Annotated in this window: 15 protein-coding genes; 7 read left to right on the top strand and 8 right to left on the bottom strand. The window is 75.2% G+C overall.

Features of this window, described 5'->3' with window-relative positions:
- Position 1: 1 nt before the first annotated feature.
- The 5 genes from J2S46_RS35545 to J2S46_RS35525 form a co-directional block, all read right to left on the bottom strand.
- A complete protein-coding gene (locus tag J2S46_RS35545; RefSeq protein ID WP_191292186.1) occupies positions 2-1,192 on the bottom strand; it encodes an 8-amino-7-oxononanoate synthase in 1,191 nt (396 codons plus the stop codon).
- A 134-nt stretch (positions 1,193-1,326) separates the two neighbouring features.
- Positions 1,327-1,977 (bottom strand): hypothetical protein, encoded by a 651-nt coding sequence (locus tag J2S46_RS35540; protein ID WP_191292187.1) that lies wholly within the window; start codon positions 1,975-1,977, stop codon positions 1,327-1,329.
- A 29-nt stretch (positions 1,978-2,006) separates the two neighbouring features.
- Positions 2,007-2,552 carry a PPE domain-containing protein gene (locus J2S46_RS35535; protein ID WP_191292188.1) on the bottom strand — a complete coding sequence of 182 codons (546 nt, stop codon included), beginning with the start codon at positions 2,550-2,552 and terminating at the stop codon, positions 2,007-2,009.
- A 208-nt stretch (positions 2,553-2,760) separates the two neighbouring features.
- On the bottom strand, positions 2,761-3,048 hold the full coding sequence (locus J2S46_RS35530; RefSeq protein ID WP_191292189.1) for a putative quinol monooxygenase: 288 nt from the start codon (positions 3,046-3,048) through the stop codon (positions 2,761-2,763).
- Positions 3,049-3,153: 105 nt separating this feature from the next.
- Positions 3,154-4,197, bottom strand: a complete 1,044-nt coding sequence (locus J2S46_RS35525; RefSeq protein WP_191292190.1) for an aldo/keto reductase — start codon at positions 4,195-4,197, stop codon at positions 3,154-3,156.
- Between the two features lie 138 nt (positions 4,198-4,335).
- Here J2S46_RS35525 and J2S46_RS35520 point away from each other — a divergent pair, with 138 nt between their 5' ends.
- Together J2S46_RS35520 and J2S46_RS35515 are read left to right on the top strand one after the other, a co-directional pair.
- Positions 4,336-5,265, top strand: a complete 930-nt coding sequence (locus tag J2S46_RS35520) for a helix-turn-helix transcriptional regulator (RefSeq protein WP_191292191.1) — start codon at positions 4,336-4,338, stop codon at positions 5,263-5,265.
- 22 nt (positions 5,266-5,287) lie between these two features.
- Entirely contained in the window at positions 5,288-7,780 is a 2,493-nt protein-coding gene (locus J2S46_RS35515) for a DEAD/DEAH box helicase (protein ID WP_370882342.1), read from the top strand.
- 153 nt (positions 7,781-7,933) lie between these two features.
- Here J2S46_RS35515 and J2S46_RS35510 read toward each other — a convergent pair whose 3' ends face one another.
- A complete protein-coding gene (locus J2S46_RS35510; RefSeq protein ID WP_191292193.1) occupies positions 7,934-8,776 on the bottom strand; it encodes an aldo/keto reductase in 843 nt (280 codons plus the stop codon).
- A 67-nt stretch (positions 8,777-8,843) separates the two neighbouring features.
- Between J2S46_RS35510 and J2S46_RS35505 the strand changes: the two genes are divergently transcribed.
- On the top strand, positions 8,844-9,515 hold the full coding sequence (locus tag J2S46_RS35505; protein ID WP_191292194.1) for a helix-turn-helix transcriptional regulator: 672 nt from the start codon (positions 8,844-8,846) through the stop codon (positions 9,513-9,515).
- Positions 9,516-9,598: 83 nt separating this feature from the next.
- Here J2S46_RS35505 and J2S46_RS35500 read toward each other — a convergent pair whose 3' ends face one another.
- Positions 9,599-10,198 carry a TetR/AcrR family transcriptional regulator gene (locus J2S46_RS35500; RefSeq protein ID WP_370882280.1) on the bottom strand — a complete coding sequence of 200 codons (600 nt, stop codon included), beginning with the start codon at positions 10,196-10,198 and terminating at the stop codon, positions 9,599-9,601.
- Between the two features lie 272 nt (positions 10,199-10,470).
- Here J2S46_RS35500 and J2S46_RS35495 point away from each other — a divergent pair, with 272 nt between their 5' ends.
- Positions 10,471-11,415 carry an alpha/beta hydrolase family protein gene (locus J2S46_RS35495; RefSeq protein WP_191292195.1) on the top strand — a complete coding sequence of 315 codons (945 nt, stop codon included), beginning with the start codon at positions 10,471-10,473 and terminating at the stop codon, positions 11,413-11,415.
- A gap of 173 nt (positions 11,416-11,588) precedes the next feature.
- Here the strand turns inward: J2S46_RS35495 and J2S46_RS35490 are convergent, their stop codons facing one another.
- Complete coding sequence (locus tag J2S46_RS35490) at positions 11,589-12,491, bottom strand: hypothetical protein (protein WP_191292196.1); 903 nt, start codon at positions 12,489-12,491, stop codon at positions 11,589-11,591.
- Between the two features lie 221 nt (positions 12,492-12,712).
- Between J2S46_RS35490 and bioB the strand changes: the two genes are divergently transcribed.
- The 3 genes from bioB to bioD all read left to right on the top strand — a co-directional run bounded on the left by bioB (position 12,713) and on the right by bioD (position 16,103).
- Positions 12,713-13,960 carry a biotin synthase BioB gene (gene bioB, locus J2S46_RS35485; protein WP_191292197.1) on the top strand — a complete coding sequence of 416 codons (1,248 nt, stop codon included), beginning with the start codon at positions 12,713-12,715 and terminating at the stop codon, positions 13,958-13,960.
- 161 nt (positions 13,961-14,121) lie between these two features.
- Positions 14,122-15,354, top strand: coding sequence for an adenosylmethionine--8-amino-7-oxononanoate transaminase (locus J2S46_RS35480; protein WP_229913061.1), 1,233 nt, complete (start codon positions 14,122-14,124; stop codon positions 15,352-15,354).
- Positions 15,351-16,103 (top strand): dethiobiotin synthase, encoded by a 753-nt coding sequence (bioD, locus tag J2S46_RS35475; RefSeq protein WP_191292198.1) that lies wholly within the window; start codon positions 15,351-15,353, stop codon positions 16,101-16,103. Before J2S46_RS35480 ends, bioD begins: the two co-directional genes overlap by 4 nt.
- Positions 16,104-16,172: the final 69 nt, after the last annotated feature.

The raw sequence follows: 16,172 nt of genomic DNA, 5'->3' as shown, positions 1-16,172 counted from the left end.
GTCAGCCGGCGGCGCCCGCCGGCGCGGTCGCGGTGATGATGCGGACGGCGTCGGCGATCTGCCGCTCGGTCAGGTCGCCGCGGGCGGTCAGCCGCAGCCGGGAGACGCCGTCGGGCACCGACGGCGGGCGGAAGCAGCCCACCGCGAGGCCGGCCGCCCGGCAGTCCGCCGCCCAGGCCACCGCGGCCTCGGGGCCGGGCGCGCGCACCGACACCACCGCGGCGTCCGGTGAACTCGCCACCAGACCGGCGGCGGTGAGCCGGGCCGACAGCGTCCGGGCCACCTCGCGGGCACGCTCGGCGCGGTGCGGCTCGGCCCGCAGCAGGCGCAGCGCCCCCAGGGCGGCGCCCGCCGCGGCCGGGGCCAGGCCGGTGTCGAAGATGAAGGTGCGGGCGGTCTCGACGAGGTGCCGGACGACCCGGCGCGGGCCGAGGACGGCGCCGCCCTGCGCGCCGAGCGACTTGGACAGCGTCACGGTGGCGACGGTGTCCGGCTGCCCGGCCAGGCCGGCGGCGGCCAGCGCGCCCGCGCCGCCGGGGCCGAGCACGCCGAGCCCGTGCGCGTCGTCCACCAGCAGGGCTGCGCCGTGGGCGCGGGCGGCGGTGGACAGCTCCGGGAGGCGGGCGGCGTTGCCGTCCACCGAGAAGACCGAGTCGGTGACCACCAGGGCGCGCCGGTGCGTCCGGGCCGCCAGCGCGGCGGCGACGGCGGCGGGGTCGCTGTGCGGCGCCCGGTGGACGTCGCTGCGCGACAGCCGGCAGCCGTCGATCAGCGAGGCGTGGTTGTTGGCGTCCGAGACGATCAGGGTGTCCGGGTCGGTGAGCGCGGTGAGCGCGGCCAGGTTCGCGGTGTAGCCGGAGGAGAACACCAGCGCCGCCTCGACCCCGCAGAACGCGGCCAGCTCCTCCTCCAGCTCGGTGTGCAGCGCGGTGGTGCCGGTGACCAGCCGGGAGCCGGTGGAGCCGCCGCCCCAACGCAGGGCCGCCTCGGCGGCGGCGCCGGTCACGGCGGGGTGGTGGACCAGCCCGAGGTAGTCGTTGCTCGCCAGGTCCAGCACCGGGTCGTCGGCCGGGCGGCTGCGCAGCGTCCGGGTGAGGCCGGCCCGGGCCCGCAGCTCGGCGGCCTCGTCGAGCCAGTCGAAGACGGCGGCCGGGGTGAGGGTCTGCTGCTCGGGCGCGGTGGGATGGGCCATGGGCCGCACTCTGGCACGAGGGAAGCGGCCCGGGCAATGTGCGCCTGCGCACACGGCCCGGGCCGCCTGCCGTCGCCCCGTCAACTCCCCCGGTGCGACGGGAACCCCCGGGACGACCGGCACGACGGGATCCCTCAGTGGGACCAGTACGGGTCGTCGACGGACGGCGTACGGTCCGGGCCGCCGTCCGCCCGCCGCGGCGCGTCCGCCGGGAGCGGCGGGCGTTTCCCGTAGACCGACGTGCCGCCGTACTCGGCGTCGGCCACCGTCGCGGCGACCACCACCGTGACGTACGGGGCCGAGCCGCCCGGCCCCGCCTCCGGGTCCTGGGGGCGGCCGTCCAGCGTGACCGTGACGAACACGCCGTCCGGGGTCGTCGCCGACCGGGTGACGCGGTCCTGGCGCCCGTCGTAGGGCGTCCCGGCCGGGTCGAGGGCCGGGCCGACCCGGTACCCCCGCTGCTGCCAGGAGGCGGTCACCGCCGCCAGGAACTCGTCCCGCCGGCCGGGCGCCAGCCGCACCCGCACCCGCCAGCTGCGGCTCACCAGCGAGTAGCGGCTCGCCTCGCCGTCCCAGTGCGGATCGCCCCGGCCGACGTCGTACCAGTCGTCCAGGTAGGGGACGGCCGGGGCCACGCCGTCCATGCTCCCGTGCAGCGCGCCGTCGATCCGGTCCCGGGCCTGCTCCGCGGTCATCACCGGCCGGTCGAGCCGCGGCAGCCACCCACCGGTCGCCCACCCGTACCCGCCGAGCGCGAGGAGCAGCGCGAGGCCCCCGGCGGCCACCGCCGCGCAGGATCGCGGCGCGCGCCGGTTCACCGGCCCGCCACCAGCCGCGCGCGGTCGCCGTGGCCGGCCACCACGGCGCCGATGTTGGCGAGGGACGGCCCGCCGTTCTGCGGCGTCATGGCCAGGGTGATGCGGTCGCCGATGTCCTGGGCGGCCGCCTTCTGCGTGCGCTCGTAGTCGGCCGCGTCCGGGTCGTGCCTGCTGCGCGGGTCCAGCGGCTCCCAGCCGACGTCACCGCGGTCGTCGACGCCGAGGCCCTTCGCCCGGGCGTCGGCGAGGGCCTGCAGCAGCTTGGCCCGGGCGAGTTCGAAGGCCTCGGCGCCGTCGCGCAGCACCGCGCCGATCAGGCCGAGTTCGATGCCGGCGGCCTGCAGCCTGCCGGTGGTCCCGTCGATGGAGGCGATGGCGCCGGTGGCGGCCTGACCGGTCCACTGCGACCCGTGCACCCGGTCGGCGGTGCCGCGCTGCCAGCTGGAGGTGTGCTCCTGGAAGGCGCTGTGCAGCCGGTCGTAGGCGTCGGCGGCGCCGTACAGCTCGCCCGGCCTGGCGTCGCGCAGAGCGGCGATGTCCATCCGCTCAGCACCCGGCCCGCGGGCCGGTGACGTGCGCAGGTGTGTGGTTCATGAGCTCCCCCGAGTCGGTGTCCGGGGCGCTCCCGCCCCGTGGCGGCGATCACCCTAGCGCGTTGTCGATCATGCCGCCTGAGTACGGGTACTCAGGCGGCAGGCCCGGGCGGGCGGGGCAGGCGAGGCAGGCAGGGCAGGGCAGGCAGGCGGGCGGTCAGGCCCTCCGCTCGGTCAGTCGGCGCAACTGCGGCGGTACGGCCAGCACTTCGCCGAGGACTTCGCTCACCTGCTTGAAGTGGCCTGTCCCGAAGTGGAGTTGGAGGGCCTCCTCGTCCGTCCACTCCTCGAGGACGGCCATCTGCTCGGGCCGGTTCGGGTCGGCGTAGAGCTGGTAGCCGAGGCAGCCGGGCTCCGCCAGGGACGGCTCGATCATCGCCTCCAGCGCGGTGCGCAGCCGGTCGGTGCGGCCGGCTGCGGCCACCAGGGTCGCGATCACGATCACGGGTTCACTCCTTGTTCCACGGATGGGGACGGGGGCCGACGGACGGGCGGGCGGGCCGGTGTCCCCCAGGGGCAGTCGCCCGTCCTCGGGGACACCGGCGGCCGCTCAGGGGCGCAGCGGTCCGGAGCCGGCCCCGGTGCGGGCCAGTGCCGCGGTGATCGCGTCGAGGTCGGCGGCGTCCAGCTTCAGCCGGACGGCGCCGGCCCAGTCGTCGATCTGCCCGGGCCGGCGGGCGCCGACGATGGCCCCGCTCACGCCGGGCCAGGCGAGGGTCCAGGCGACGGCCACCGCCGACACCGTGCTGCCGTGCCGTTCGGCCACCGGGCGCAGGGCGTCCACCAGGGCGAGGTTGCGGGGGAGTTCGGTGGTGAAGTCCGGGAAGCCGCGCCGCCAGTCCTCCGGGTCCAGGCCGGCCACCCGTTCGGCCGTGAAGGCGCCGGTGAGCAGGCCCGAGGCCAGCGGCTGGTAGACCACGGCGGCCGCGTCGTTGGCCGCGGCCCAGGCCAGGTCCGCCGCGGCGGACCTGCTGAGCAGCGAGAACTGCGGCTGGATCGCGTCCACCCGGGCGACCTTCGCGGCCGCGGCCAGCTGCTCGGGGCCGTGGTTGGAGAGACCGATCGCACGGACCTTGCCCTCCGTCCGCAGGTCGGCCATCAGCTGCCAGTACTCCTCCAGCGGGGTGCCCTGGGCCTCGGCCGGCGCCTCGGCGCCCCACTCCAGCGGCCGGCCGTCGCCGGGCCAGTGCACCTGGTAGAGGTCGATCTGCTCGACCCCGAGCCGGCGCAGCGAGGCCTCCAGCTCGCGGCGCACACCGGCGGGCTCCATCACCTTGCGGGGCGCGCCGAGCGGGTCGCGGTCGTCCCAGACCAGGCCGCACTTGGTGAACACGTACGGCCGCCGGGAGGCCGGCAGCCCGGCCAGGGCCTGCCCGACGACCTCCTCGGAGTGGCCGAGGCCGTAGACGGCGGCGGTGTCGATCCAGTTGACGCCCAGCTCGACGGCGCGGTGGACGGCGGCGATCGAGTCGCGGTCGTCCTGGGCTCCCCAGCTGTAGCGCCAGCCGGCGCCGCCGATCGCCCAGGCGCCGAAGCCGATCCGGCTGATCATCAGGTCGGTGCCGCCGAGCGGCACGGTGGGTACGTCGGTCATGTAGGTCCCTCCGGAGGGGGTGCGGTCTGCTGCCGGACCCGATCCTTCGCCCGCCGCGCCGTCCCCGGCAGGGCTCCGCCCTACCCTGGGTCCAGCAGGACCAGGCTCGGCGCCGGCCGGTGCGCGATGATCTGCGGCATGGACAGACGAGCCGAGCTGGGGCAGTTCCTCCGGTCGCGCCGCGCGCGCCTGAAGCCGGAGGAGACCGGCCTGCCCGACTACGGCGGCCGGCGGCGGGTGCCGGGGTTGCGGCGCGAGGAGCTGGCCCAGCTGGCCGGGGTGAGCGTCGACTACTACGTGCGGCTGGAGCAGGGCCGGACCGACCACGTGTCGCAGGCGGTGCTGGACGCGGTGGCGCGGGCTCTGCGGCTCGGCCCCGACGAGCGCCGGCACCTGGGCAACCTGGCCCGCCCCCGGCCGGCGGCCCGGGAGCCCCGGCCGGTTCAGCGGGTGCTGCCCGGCCTCCAGCGGCTGCTGGACTCGATGAGCGACGTCCCCGCGTACGTGCTGGGACCGGACACCGAGGTGCTGGCGTGGAACCGGCCGGCGGCGGCGCTGATCACCGACTTCGGGGCGCTGGAGCCCGGGCGACGGCAGAAGGCCCGGATGATCTTCCTGGACGAGGCCTCCCGGGAGCTGTACGCGGACTGGGAGCAGAAGGCCGCCGACGTGGTGGCGTACCTGCGCCTGGGGGCGGGCCGCCACCCGCACGACCCGGGACTGTCCGCCCTGATCGGCGAACTGAGCATGGGCAGCCGCGACTTCGCCCGGCTCTGGGCCGGCCAGGAGGTCCGCGACAAGACCCGGGGCTCGTACGGGTTCCGGCACCCGGTGGTCGGCCCGCTGGAGCTGGCCTTCGAGACCTTCCGGCTGCCCGACGACCCGGACCAGGCGCTGGTGGCGTACACCGTGGAGCCCGGCAGCCCGAGCGAGGCGGCGCTGCGGCTGCTGCTCTCGCTGGAGGCGACCGACCGGCCCGGCGGAGCACCCGTCGCGGGGCCGGACGCCGCCCCGGGCGGCCCCGGCGTCCCGGCCTTTGCCCGGGGGCGCCGCGAGCAGGCAAGATAGCCGGGTGACCCTCCTTGACCTGATGCCGAGCCCCGCCACCCCCGACGCGCTGTACGAGACCTTCGCCGCCTGGGCGGAGGAGCGCGGCATCACGCTGTACCCCGCCCAGGAGGAGGCGCTGATCGAGCTGGTCTCGGGGAACAACGTGATCCTGGCGACCCCGACCGGCTCGGGGAAGAGCCTGGTGGCGGCGGGTGCGCACTTCGCGGCGCTGGCCGAGGGCAAGCGGACCTTCTACACCGCGCCGATCAAGGCGCTGGTCTCGGAGAAGTTCTTCGACCTGTGCAAGATGTTCGGCACCGAGCAGGTCGGCATGATGACCGGCGACGCGAGCGTGAACCCGACCGCGCCGATCATCTGCTGCACGGCCGAGGTGCTGGCCAACATCGCGCTGCGCGACGGGGCGCAGGCCGACGTCGGCCAGGTGGTGATGGACGAGTTCCACTTCTACGCCGAGCCGGACCGCGGCTGGGCCTGGCAGATCCCGATCCTGGAGCTGCCGCACGCGCAGTTCCTGCTGATGTCGGCCACCCTCGGCGACGTCCGCCGCTTCGAGGAGGACCTGGCCCGCCGCACCGGCCGCCCGACCACCGTGGTCCGCTCGGCGACCCGGCCCGTCCCGCTGTTCTACGAGTACCGCCGCACCACCATGCACGACACCCTGGAGGAGCTGCTGACGACCGGTCAGGCGCCGGTGTACGTCGTGCACTTCACCCAGAAGGAGGCGGTGGAGCGGGCGCAGTCGCTGATGAGCATCAACATGTGCTCGAAGGCGGAGAAGGACGCCATCGCCGACCTGATCGGCAACTTCCGCTTCACCACCAAGTTCGGCCGCAACCTCTCCCGGTTCGTGCGGCACGGCATCGGCGTGCACCACGCCGGCATGCTGCCCAAGTACCGCCGCCTGGTCGAACGCCTCGCCCAGGCCGGTCTGTTGAAGGTCATCTGCGGCACCGACACGCTCGGCGTCGGCGTCAACGTGCCGATCCGCACGGTGCTGTTCACCGCGCTGTCCAAGTACGACGGCATCCGGGTGCGCACCCTGCGGGCCCGCGAGTTCCACCAGATCGCCGGCCGGGCCGGGCGGGCCGGCTTCGACACCGTCGGGCAGGTGGCGGCGCAGGCGCCGGAGCACGTGGTGGAGAACGACAAGGCGCTCTCCAAGGCCGGCGACGACCCGAAGAAGCGCCGCAAGGTGGTCCGCAAGAAGGCACCCGAGGGCTTCGTCGGCTGGACGGAGGAGGGCTTCGAGAAGCTCATCGCCGCCGACCCGGAGCCGCTGGTCTCCCGCTTCAAGGTCAGCCACGCGATGCTGCTCTCGGTGATCGGCCGCCCCGGCAACGCCTTCGAGGCGATGCGGCACCTGCTCACCGACAACCACGAGGAGCGCTCCGCGCAGCGCCGGCACATCCGCAACGCCATCGCCATCTACCGCTCGCTGCTGGACGGCGGCGTGGTCGAGCGGCTGCCGGAGCCGGACGCCGACGGCCGGATCGTGCGCCTGACCGTCGACCTGCAGGAGAACTTCGCGCTCAACCAGCCGCTCTCCACCTTCGCGCTGGCCGCCTTCGAACTGCTGGACCCGGCCTCGCCCTCGTACGCGATGGACGTGGTCTCGGTGGTCGAGGCGACCCTCGACGACCCGCGCCAGATCCTCGCCTCCCAGCAGAACAAGGCGCGCGGCGAGGCCATCGGCGAGATGAAGCGCGACGGCGTCGAGTACGAGGAGCGGATGGAGCGGCTCCAGGACATCACGTACCCGAAGCCGCTGGAGGAACTGCTCAGCCACGCGTACGACGTCTACCGGCGCGCGCACCCGTGGATCGGCGACCACCCGCTGCAGCCCAAGTCGGTCGTCCGGGACCTCTACGAGCGGGCGATGACCTTCAGCGACTACGTCGGCCACTACGACCTGGCCCGCACCGAGGGCATCGTGCTGCGCTACCTGGCGGGCGCGTTCAAGGCGCTGGAGCAGACCGTCCCGGAGGACATCAAGACCGACGACCTCAAGGACGTGATCGCCTGGCTGGGCGAGCTGGTCCGCCAGGTCGACTCCAGCCTGCTCGACGAGTGGGAGCAACTGGCCAACCCCACCGACCCGTTGGCCCCCGAGGTGACGCTGGACGACCGGCCCGCGCCGGTCACCGCCAACGAGCGGGCGTTCCGGGTGCTGGTCCGCAACGAGATGTTCCGCCGGGTGGAGCTGGCCGCGCTGGAGAACTACCACGCGCTCGGCGAGCTGGACGGCGAGTACGGCTGGGACGCCGACCGCTGGGCGGACGCGATGGACCCGTACTGGGAGGAGCACGACGACCTCTCCACCGGCCCGGACGCACGCGGGCCGAAGATGCTGCTGATCGAGCAGGAGGAGGACGCCTGGCAGGTCCGGCAGATCTTCGACGACCCGGCGGGCCACCACGACTGGGGCATCAGCGCCGAGGTCGACCTGCACGGCTCGAACGAGGAGGGCCGCGCGGTGCTGCGCATCACCGCCGTGGACCGGATGGGCGGCTGACCCCGGGCGGTCAGCGCCGGGAGCCCTCCGGGGCTGCCGGCGCCACAACGGGCGGTGCGGACAGCGGGCGGCGCGGACAGCGGGCGGCAGGCGGCCCTGTGCGGCCGGCGGCCGGTGGCCGGTGGCCGGCCCGTGTCAGCCCCGCAGACGGGATCAGCCCCGCAGGTAGGACAGGTCCTGGTCGCCGAGCACCAGGCCGCCCGCCGCGAGGTTCTCCTCCAGGTGGTCGAGCGAACCGGTGCCCGGGATCGCCAGCACCACGGGTGAGGCCGCCAGCAGTGAGGCGATCGCGACCTGCGCGGGAGTGACGCCCAGGCCCGCCGCGACCTTGCCGAGCCGCTCCGCCTGGTAGGAGTCGCCGCCCCCGCCGAGCGGGAAGTACGGCACGTACGCGATGCCGGCCGCCTCGCACTCCGCCAGCAGCCCCGCGTCGGCGCTGTGCCGGTTCTGCACCGCGGCCACCGGCGCGACCGCCCGGGCCTCGGCGAACTGGGCGGCGTCGACGTTGCTCACGCCGAGATGCCGGATCAACCCCTCGGAGCGGAGCTGGGCCAGCACCGCGAACCGTTCGGCGATCGACTCGCCGCCCGGCCCGCCCATCCCGCCGACCCGCAGGTACACCAGGTCGAGCCGGTCCAGCCCGAGGGAGCGCAGATCGGCCTCGACCAGGCCGCGCAGCTCGTCCGGCGCCGCCTGCCGGCTCGGCACGCCGTCCGGCCCGGGCAGCGGCCCGACCTTCGTGGCGATCACCAGGCCGTCGCGGTACGGGGCCAGCGCCGTCCGGATCAGCTCGTTGGCCCGCACCTCGCCCCGGCCGTAGAAGCCGGCCGTGTCGAAGTGGTCCACCCCGAGCTCCAGGGCGCGCCGGAGCACCGCGACACCACTCTCCGCAGCACGTGACGGACCGTCAAACGTGCTCATCGCCAACCGCATCGCGCCGAAGCCGAGCCGGTTGACGGTCAGGTCCCCGCCGAGGGGGAAGGTCTTGATCGTCATGGGATCCATGCTGTCCGCGGCCACCACGCCCGGCAAGCTCGTGGCCAGTTGCTGCCAGACTGGTGGCATGCGCAACGAACCGGTGTTCTCGGTCCACGGGGACGCGGAGCTGATGACCCGCGCCGGCCACCTCTTCGAGTCGGCACGGCACGAGTTCCTGTGCGCCGCCCGGGACCTCGCCACCTGGTCGCAACCGGAGGCCCGCGCCGCGATCCGGGCCCGGATGCGCACCGCGGACGCCCCGGACTTCACCGCCCGGAAGCTGCTCAGCCCGGTCGCGCTCGCCGACGAGGGGGCCCGCGCGCACCTGCGGCTGGTCCGCAGCAAGGGCGCCCTGGTGCGGATCAGCGCCTCGCCGCTGCCGCACGAGACCATCCTGATCGACCGGCGGGTGATGATCCTGGCCGGCCGGGAGACGCCGGCCGGCCGCGAGTACACCGTCACCACCTCGCCGGCCCTGGTCGAGGGCGTGCACGCGCTGTTCCTGGCGCTCTGGGACACCGCCGTCGATCTCGACACCCGCCTGCGCGGCGACGTCCCGCACCTCGACGCCGACGGCCGGCGGATCCTGGACGCCCTCGCCTCCGGGCTGACCGACGAGTCGGCGGCCGGACGGCTCGGCCTCTCGCTGCGCACCTACCGGCGGCGGGTGGCGGAGCTGATGGCCAAGCTCGAAGCCGGCTCGCGGTTCCAGGCCGGACTGCGGGCGGGCGAACTGGGGCTGCCGCGCGACCGCTGAGCGCGCAGGCCGGGACGGAACACCGGCGGGCGGCGGGCGACCGGCCGAACGGAGCCGCCCGGAAGGGCTCTTGCGGGCCGTACTCAGGGCGAGTGGCGCAGCCCCGCGACGAGCAGCGTCACCATCCGGCGGGCGTCGTAGCGCCCGTCGCTCTCGGCGCCGACGCAGAGGTTCCCGATGCCGCGCATCAGCTGGTACGCCGTGATGTCCGAACGGATCTCGCCGGCGGCCGCGGCCCGGTCGAGGAGCCCGGTGCAGACCGGCAGCAGGCGGTCGAGGAAGTAGGCGTGCAGCGTCTCGAAGCCGGCGTTGTCGGCCTGCATCGCGCCGGCCAGTCCGTGCTTGGTGACCAGGAAGTCGACGAAGAGGTCGACCCACCGCCCGAGCGCGACGCCGGGCGTCGGGCTGCTCGCCAGCAGGGCCGGGCCGGCGTCGGCGCAGGCGTCCACCTGGTGCCGGTAGACGGCGACGACGAGGTCCGCGCGGGTGGGGAAGTGCCGGTAGACCGTGCCCGTCCCGACGCCGGCCCGGGCCGCGATGTCCCGCACCGGCGCCTCCACGCCCGAGGTGACGAAGACCTCGGCGGCCGCGTCCAGCAGGGCCTGCTGGTTGCGGCGGACGTCCTTGCGCACGGCCCCGGCCGCGCCCTGCACACCCTGGCCGCTCGCACTGCTCCCGCTCAAATCTGCCACTCCTGCCTGGACGGGTTTACAAAACGGAACACGGTTCCGTATCGTTGGCGGAACAAGGTTCCGTTTTGGCCATGATGCCAGAACGGGGGCGACGCGCCCAGGCCGCGCACCCTCGCCTCCCTCAGCACTGCCCACCCTCAGCACTACCCACCTCAGCACTGCCCGCCTCAGCGCTCCCCACCCTCCACCCTCGCGCGCCCCCGGGCCGGTTCCACGAACCGCCGGGCCCGTCGCGTGCAGCAGACCGAACGGACAGCACTGCCATGTCTGACTCGAACACCACGAACACGCACGAAGCCGCCGGCGCGCCCCGCCGCGTGATCTCCGCGAAGCCGGTCGTCCTGCCCGCCCCCGCCGGCCGGGGCGAGGACCTCCAGGTCCGGGTGTCCGCACCGGCCACCGGCGGGGATCTGCCCGTCATCGTCCTCTCGCACGGCTTCGGCTGGTCGATGAACGGCTACGCCCCGCTGGCGGACCACTGGGCCGCCCAGGGCTTCGTCGTCCTCCAGCCCACCCACCTCGACTCCCGCACCCTCGCCGTCCCCGCCGAGGACCCCCGCACCCCGCGGATCTGGCGGCACCGGATCGAGGACCTCACCCTCGTGCTGGACCGCCTCGACACCCTGGAGGACTCCGTCCCGGGCCTCGCCGGGCGCGTCGACCGCGGCCGCATCGCGGTGGCCGGCCACTCCTGGGGCGCCCAGAGCGCGAGCGTGCTGCTGGGCGCACGTGTCCTGGGCCCCGACGGCGTTCCCGGCGAGGACATGTCCGACCCGCGCGTGAAGGCCGGCGTGCTCCTTGCCCTGACCGGCCTGGGCGACGATCTGACCCCGTTCGCCGCCGAGCACCTGCCCTTCCTGAGGCCCTCCTTCGACGGCATGACCACCCCGGCCCTGATCGTCGCCGGCGACCGGGACCAGTCCCACCTGTCCACCCGCGGTCCGGACTGGTTCACCGACCCCTACACCTGCAGCCCTGGCCCCAAGAGCCTGCTCACCCTGTTCGGCGCCGAGCACTCGCTCGGGGGCATCCCCGGGTACGAGGTAGCCGAGACCACCGACGAGAGCCCCGCCCGCGTCGCCCTGGTCCAGCGGCTCACCACCGCCTTCCTCCGCAGCGCCCTCCACCCCGGGGACACCGGCTGGCGGACGGCGGCCGCCGCCCTGGAGAGCGACCCCCACCCGCTCGGGAAGCTGCAGAGCAAGTAGGCGGGGCCGGTGGCCCGGCACGCCGGCAGGCGCGGTACGTGGAGGGGCTCCTGACGGTGCGCCGCGTCCGGCCCGGGTTCTCCCCGGCCCGCGCCGGGCCGCGGCCCTTCCACTCAGGTCACCACGGCCCGTGCCAGGTCACCACGGCCCGGCTCAGGTCACGACGGCCCGGCTCAGGTCCAGATGAACTGCGCGCCCGCCGCGTAGGAGACCGCCCGGGTGGCCAGGTCCAGCAGCTGCGCCTGGCTCGGCCCGGCCGGGGCGCTCGGGGTGGTGGACGCCGCGGCACTGCCCGTGGCGGGGGCCGGCGGCGCCTCCGGGGCGCCGGCGGTGCCGGACGCCGTGGGGCCGGGGCTCGGCGCAGCGGTGCGGGACTCCGCGAACCGCGAGACGGTGACGGTCAGGAAGTGACCGACCGCCTCCACCTTCCCCGGGTCCGCGGGCTTGGCGGGATCGGCCGGCTTGCCGGCGGCCGCGGCCGGGACGGGCGCCGCGGAGGCGTCCGGCAGGATGAAGACCAGCGCCTCCGCCGGGCCGTGCCCGGCCCGCAGGGCCTGCGCGGCCTTCGCCGCGGACGCGTCGTCCGGGAAGCGCAGCACCGTGACACTGCTCAGCAGGGCGGGCTGGTCGACGGCGCTGAAGCTGACGGTCACGTAGCCCTGGCAGCCGCTGCCCTGCAGCGGGTCCGTCTCGCGGGCCTGCAGGGTCTCCGCGCAGTCCTGGCCCTGCCGGGCACCGTTGCGGCGGCCCTTGTAGGCGCCCATCTCCACGGCGCGCTGAGCCGGGAAGTACCGGTCCGCGGTGAGGCCTTCCTGGTCCGTGCCGCTCGGCGGCAGCGGGTTGCCGACCACCGGCGGGGTCTTGGCGGCGTCCGCGCTGGACGGGCCGAGCCCGGGTATCCAGTCCCCCGGGTGCGGCCGGCTGACTATCCATCCGCCACCGGCGACCACCGCGACGACGACGCACCACCCCAGCGCCCTGGCCGGGAGGCCGCGGGTCGCGTGGCGCGCCCGCGCGGCGCGCCCTTCGGGTGTCCGGTCTGCCGGTTGCGGGTCGCGTTGCCCCTGCGTGGTCATGGCGCAGATTCTAGGTGGTGGGCCGGCGCCGCTGATCAAGGGGTGGGGCCCGGAGCCCGGCGGCGGCCCCGCACCGCCGTCCGAGTGGTGGACACCGGAGCCCGGGTGACCTGCGCCACTACTGTGAGCGGCGACACTGTGACAACTCGCACATCCGCCGCGGGATCTTCTGGCGGGTTCCCTCTGGCGCGGGCGCCCGGCGAGCGGGCAGGATCAGGCGCATGGATCTGCTCGACACCCTCACCGCCAAGGGCCTGCGCCGGGAAATTCCGACCCGCGAGGAAGCCCTTGCCGTCCTCGCCACCACCGACGACGAACTCCTCGACGTGGTCGCGGCCGCCGGACGGGTGCGCCGGCAGTGGTTCGGCCGCCGGGTCAAGCTCAACTATCTGGTGAACCTCAAGAGCGGGCTCTGCCCGGAGGACTGCTCCTACTGTTCGCAGCGGCTCGGCTCCAAGGCGGAGATCCTCAAGTACACCTGGCTGAAGCCGGAGCAGGCCGCCGAGGCCGCCGCCGCGGGCCTCGCCGGCGGTGCGAAGCGCGTCTGCCTGGTCGCCAGCGGCCGCGGTCCGACGGACCGTGACATCGACCGGGTCGCGGACACCATCGCCGCCATCAAGGACGCCAACGAGGCCGTGGAGGTGTGCGCCTGCCTCGGCCTGCTCTCCGACAACCAGGCCGAGCGGCTGAAGGCGGCCGGCGCCGACGCCTACAACCACAACCTGAACACCTCCGAGGGCACCTACGGGGACATCACCACCACCCACACGTACGCGGACCGGGTGGACACCGTGAACAAGGCGCACGGCGCGGGCCTGTCCGCCTGCTCCGGCCTGATCGCGGGCATGGGCGAGAGCGACGAGGACCTGGTCGACGTGGTCTTCGCGCTGCGCGAGCTGGACTCGGACTCGGTGCCGGTCAACTTCCTGATCCCGTTCGAGGGCACCCCGCTCGCCAAGGAGTGGAACCTCACCCCGCAGCGCTGCCTGCGGATCCTGGCGATGGTCCGGTTCGTCTGCCCGGACGTCGAGGTGCGGATCGCCGGCGGCCGCGAGGTGCACCTGCGCTCGATGCAGCCGCTGGGCCTGCACATCGCCAACTCGATCTTCCTCGGCGACTACCTGACCAGCGAGGGCCAGGCCGGCCAGGCCGACCTGGACATGATCGCGGACGCCGGCTTCGAGGTCGAGGGCGCCGGCCAGGTGACCCTCCCGCGCCACCGCGTCGACGCCGCCGAGGCGGCCGGGCACGCCTGCGCACCGGCCGGCGGTGCCTGCGGTTCGGGCGGCGGCTGCGGCCCCTGCGGCGGTCACGGCGAGGCGGCCCCCAGCGTCGGGGCAACCGTCGCGGCCGGCCAGGACACCGCCGGCGTCGCCGCTGCGGGCTCCGCCGAGGAGGACGCCGTACGCAGCGACCTGGTCCGGGTGCGCCGGCGCGGCGCCGGGACCGAGCTGGCCCCCAACGCCTGAGCCGGACCGGCCCCGACCCGGACCGAACCGGCGCCGGCCGCCCCACGAGGGCCCGGCGCCGGCACACCGTGACGACCGAGGAACCCACCACCGTGGCACAGCTGTCCCCGCAGTCCCTGCTGGCGCTCGACCGGGCGCACGTCTGGCACCCGTACGGGCCGATGCCCGGCACCGCGACCCCGTACGTGGTGGTGTCCGCGGCCGGGGTCCGGCTCCGGCTGGCCGAGCCGGTCGCCGGGCACCGCGAACTGGTCGACGGGATGTCGTCCTGGTGGGCCGCGATCCACGGCTACGGGCACCCGGTGCTGGACGAGGCGGTCCGCGACCAGCTCGGCCGGATGAGCCATGTGATGTTCGGCGGGCTCACCCACGAGCCCGCCGTCCGGCTGGCGGCGACCCTGGTGGAGATCACGCCGGAGCCGCTGCGGCACGTCTTCCTGGCCGACTCCGGCTCGGTGGCCGTCGAGGTCGCGATGAAGATGTGCCTCCAGTACTGGCAGTCGGTGGGGCGGCCGGCCAAGCAGCGCCTGCTGACCTGGCGCGGCGGGTACCACGGTGACACCTTCCACCCGATGTCGGTCTGCGACCCCGAGGGCGGGATGCACCAGCTCTGGGGCGGCGTGCTGCCGCGCCAGCTGTTCGCGGGCGAGCCGCCGGCCGGCTTCGACGCGCCGGTCGACGAGGCGTACGCCACGGAGCTGTCCGACCTGATCGAGCGGCACGCCGACGAGCTGGCGGCGGTCATCGTCGAGCCGGTGGTCCAGGGCGCGGGCGGGATGCGCTTCCACTCCCCCGGCTACCTGCGGCTGCTGCGCCGGCTCTGCGACGAGCACGGCGTCCTGCTCGTCTTCGACGAGATCGCCACCGGCTTCGGCCGGACCGGCGAACTGTTCGCCGCCGACCACGCCGGCGTCTCGCCGGACGTGATGTGCCTGGGCAAGGCGCTGACCGGCGGTTACCTGACGATGGCCGCCACGCTCTGCACGGGCGAGATCGCGGACGGGATCAGCAAGGGCGATGTGCCGGTGCTGGCGCACGGCCCGACGTTCATGGGCAACCCGCTCGCGGCCGCCGTCGCCAACGCCTCGATCGGGCTGCTGCTCGGCCAGGACTGGCAGGTCGGGGTGAAGCGGGTGGAGGCCGGCCTGGCGGCGGGCCTGGCGGGCGCCGCCGAGGTGCCCGGCGTCGCGGACGTCCGGGTGCTCGGCGGGATCGGCGTCGTCCAGCTCGACCACCCCGTGGACATGGCCGCCGCGACCGCGGCGGCCGCCCGCGAGGGCGTCTGGCTGCGGCCCTTCCGGGACCTGATCTACACCATGCCGCCGTACATCACCGGGGACGAGGACCTGGCCCGGATCGGCGCGGCGGTCACGGCGGCGGCGGTGGCTGGATGACCGCCGAGGTGCTCTTCGTGACCGGCACCAACACGGATGTCGGGAAGACCGTCGCCACGGCGGCGATCGCCGCGGCCGCGCTGGCCGCCGGGCGCCGGGTGGCCGTGCTCAAGCCGGGGCAGACCGGTGTGGCGCCGGGCGAGCCCGGGGACGCCGCGGAGGTGGTCCGCCTCGCCGGGCCGCTGACCACCCGTGAACTCGCGCGCTACCCGGAGCCGTTGGCCCCCGACACCGCCGCCCGGCGGTGCGGGCTGCCGACCATCGGCCCGGAGCGGGTCGCCGAGGCGGTGGCCGAACTCGCCGCCGGGCACGACCTGGTCCTGGTCGAGGGCGCCGGCGGGCTGCTGGTGCGCTACGACGAACAGGGCCGCACCCTGGCCGACATGGCCCGGGCGAGCGCCGATCTCGGCCTGGCCCCCGAGGTGCTGGTGGTCGCGGCGGCCGCCCTCGGCACCCTCAACATCACCACCCTGACGGCGGAGGCACTGCACGCCCGGGGCCTGGCCCCGCTCGGCGTGCTGGTCGGCTCCTGGCCTCGGGAGGCCGGGCTGGCCGAGCGCTGCAACCTGGCCGACCTTCCGGTCGCCGCCGGGGCCCCGCTGCTGGGCGTCCTGCCCGAGGGCGCGGGACGGGAGGCCGCCGGCTTCGCCGGGACGGCGCTCGCGGCGCTGGCCCCCCGGCTGGGCGGGCACTGGGACGCGGACGCGTTCACGGCAGCGCACCAGGTCCCGCCGCTGCCGCTGCCCTGAGGGCCTGACCACCCGACGAACCGGCGAACCGGCGAACCGGCCGGCGGCGTGACCCGCCGCCCTGCCGGA

The organism is Kitasatospora herbaricolor (assembly GCF_030813695.1).
GTDB lineage: Bacteria > Actinomycetota > Actinomycetes > Streptomycetales > Streptomycetaceae > Kitasatospora > Kitasatospora herbaricolor.
This window is presented reverse-complemented; position numbering and strand designations above follow the sequence as displayed.

What these genes read in the sequence shown, in the direction of transcription:
- J2S46_RS35545 (WP_191292186.1), bottom strand. Translation starts at nt 1,192, where the DNA reads ATGGCCCATCCCACCGCGCCCGAGCAGCAGACCCTCACCCCGGCCGCC.
- J2S46_RS35535 (WP_191292188.1), bottom strand. Translation starts at nt 2,552, where the DNA reads ATGGACATCGCCGCTCTGCGCGACGCCAGGCCGGGCGAGCTGTACGGC.
- J2S46_RS35525 (WP_191292190.1), bottom strand. Translation starts at nt 4,197, where the DNA reads ATGACCGACGTACCCACCGTGCCGCTCGGCGGCACCGACCTGATGATC.
- J2S46_RS35520 (WP_191292191.1), top strand. Translation starts at nt 4,336, where the DNA reads ATGGACAGACGAGCCGAGCTGGGGCAGTTCCTCCGGTCGCGCCGCGCG.
- J2S46_RS35515 (WP_370882342.1), top strand. Translation starts at nt 5,288, where the DNA reads ATGCCGAGCCCCGCCACCCCCGACGCGCTGTACGAGACCTTCGCCGCC.
- J2S46_RS35510 (WP_191292193.1), bottom strand. Translation starts at nt 8,776, where the DNA reads ATGACGATCAAGACCTTCCCCCTCGGCGGGGACCTGACCGTCAACCGG.
- J2S46_RS35505 (WP_191292194.1), top strand. Translation starts at nt 8,844, where the DNA reads ATGCGCAACGAACCGGTGTTCTCGGTCCACGGGGACGCGGAGCTGATG.
- J2S46_RS35495 (WP_191292195.1), top strand. Translation starts at nt 10,471, where the DNA reads ATGTCTGACTCGAACACCACGAACACGCACGAAGCCGCCGGCGCGCCC.
- J2S46_RS35490 (WP_191292196.1), bottom strand. Translation starts at nt 12,491, where the DNA reads ATGACCACGCAGGGGCAACGCGACCCGCAACCGGCAGACCGGACACCC.
- bioB (WP_191292197.1), top strand. Translation starts at nt 12,713, where the DNA reads ATGGATCTGCTCGACACCCTCACCGCCAAGGGCCTGCGCCGGGAAATT.
- J2S46_RS35480 (WP_229913061.1), top strand. Translation starts at nt 14,122, where the DNA reads ATGCCCGGCACCGCGACCCCGTACGTGGTGGTGTCCGCGGCCGGGGTC.
- bioD (WP_191292198.1), top strand. Translation starts at nt 15,351, where the DNA reads ATGACCGCCGAGGTGCTCTTCGTGACCGGCACCAACACGGATGTCGGG.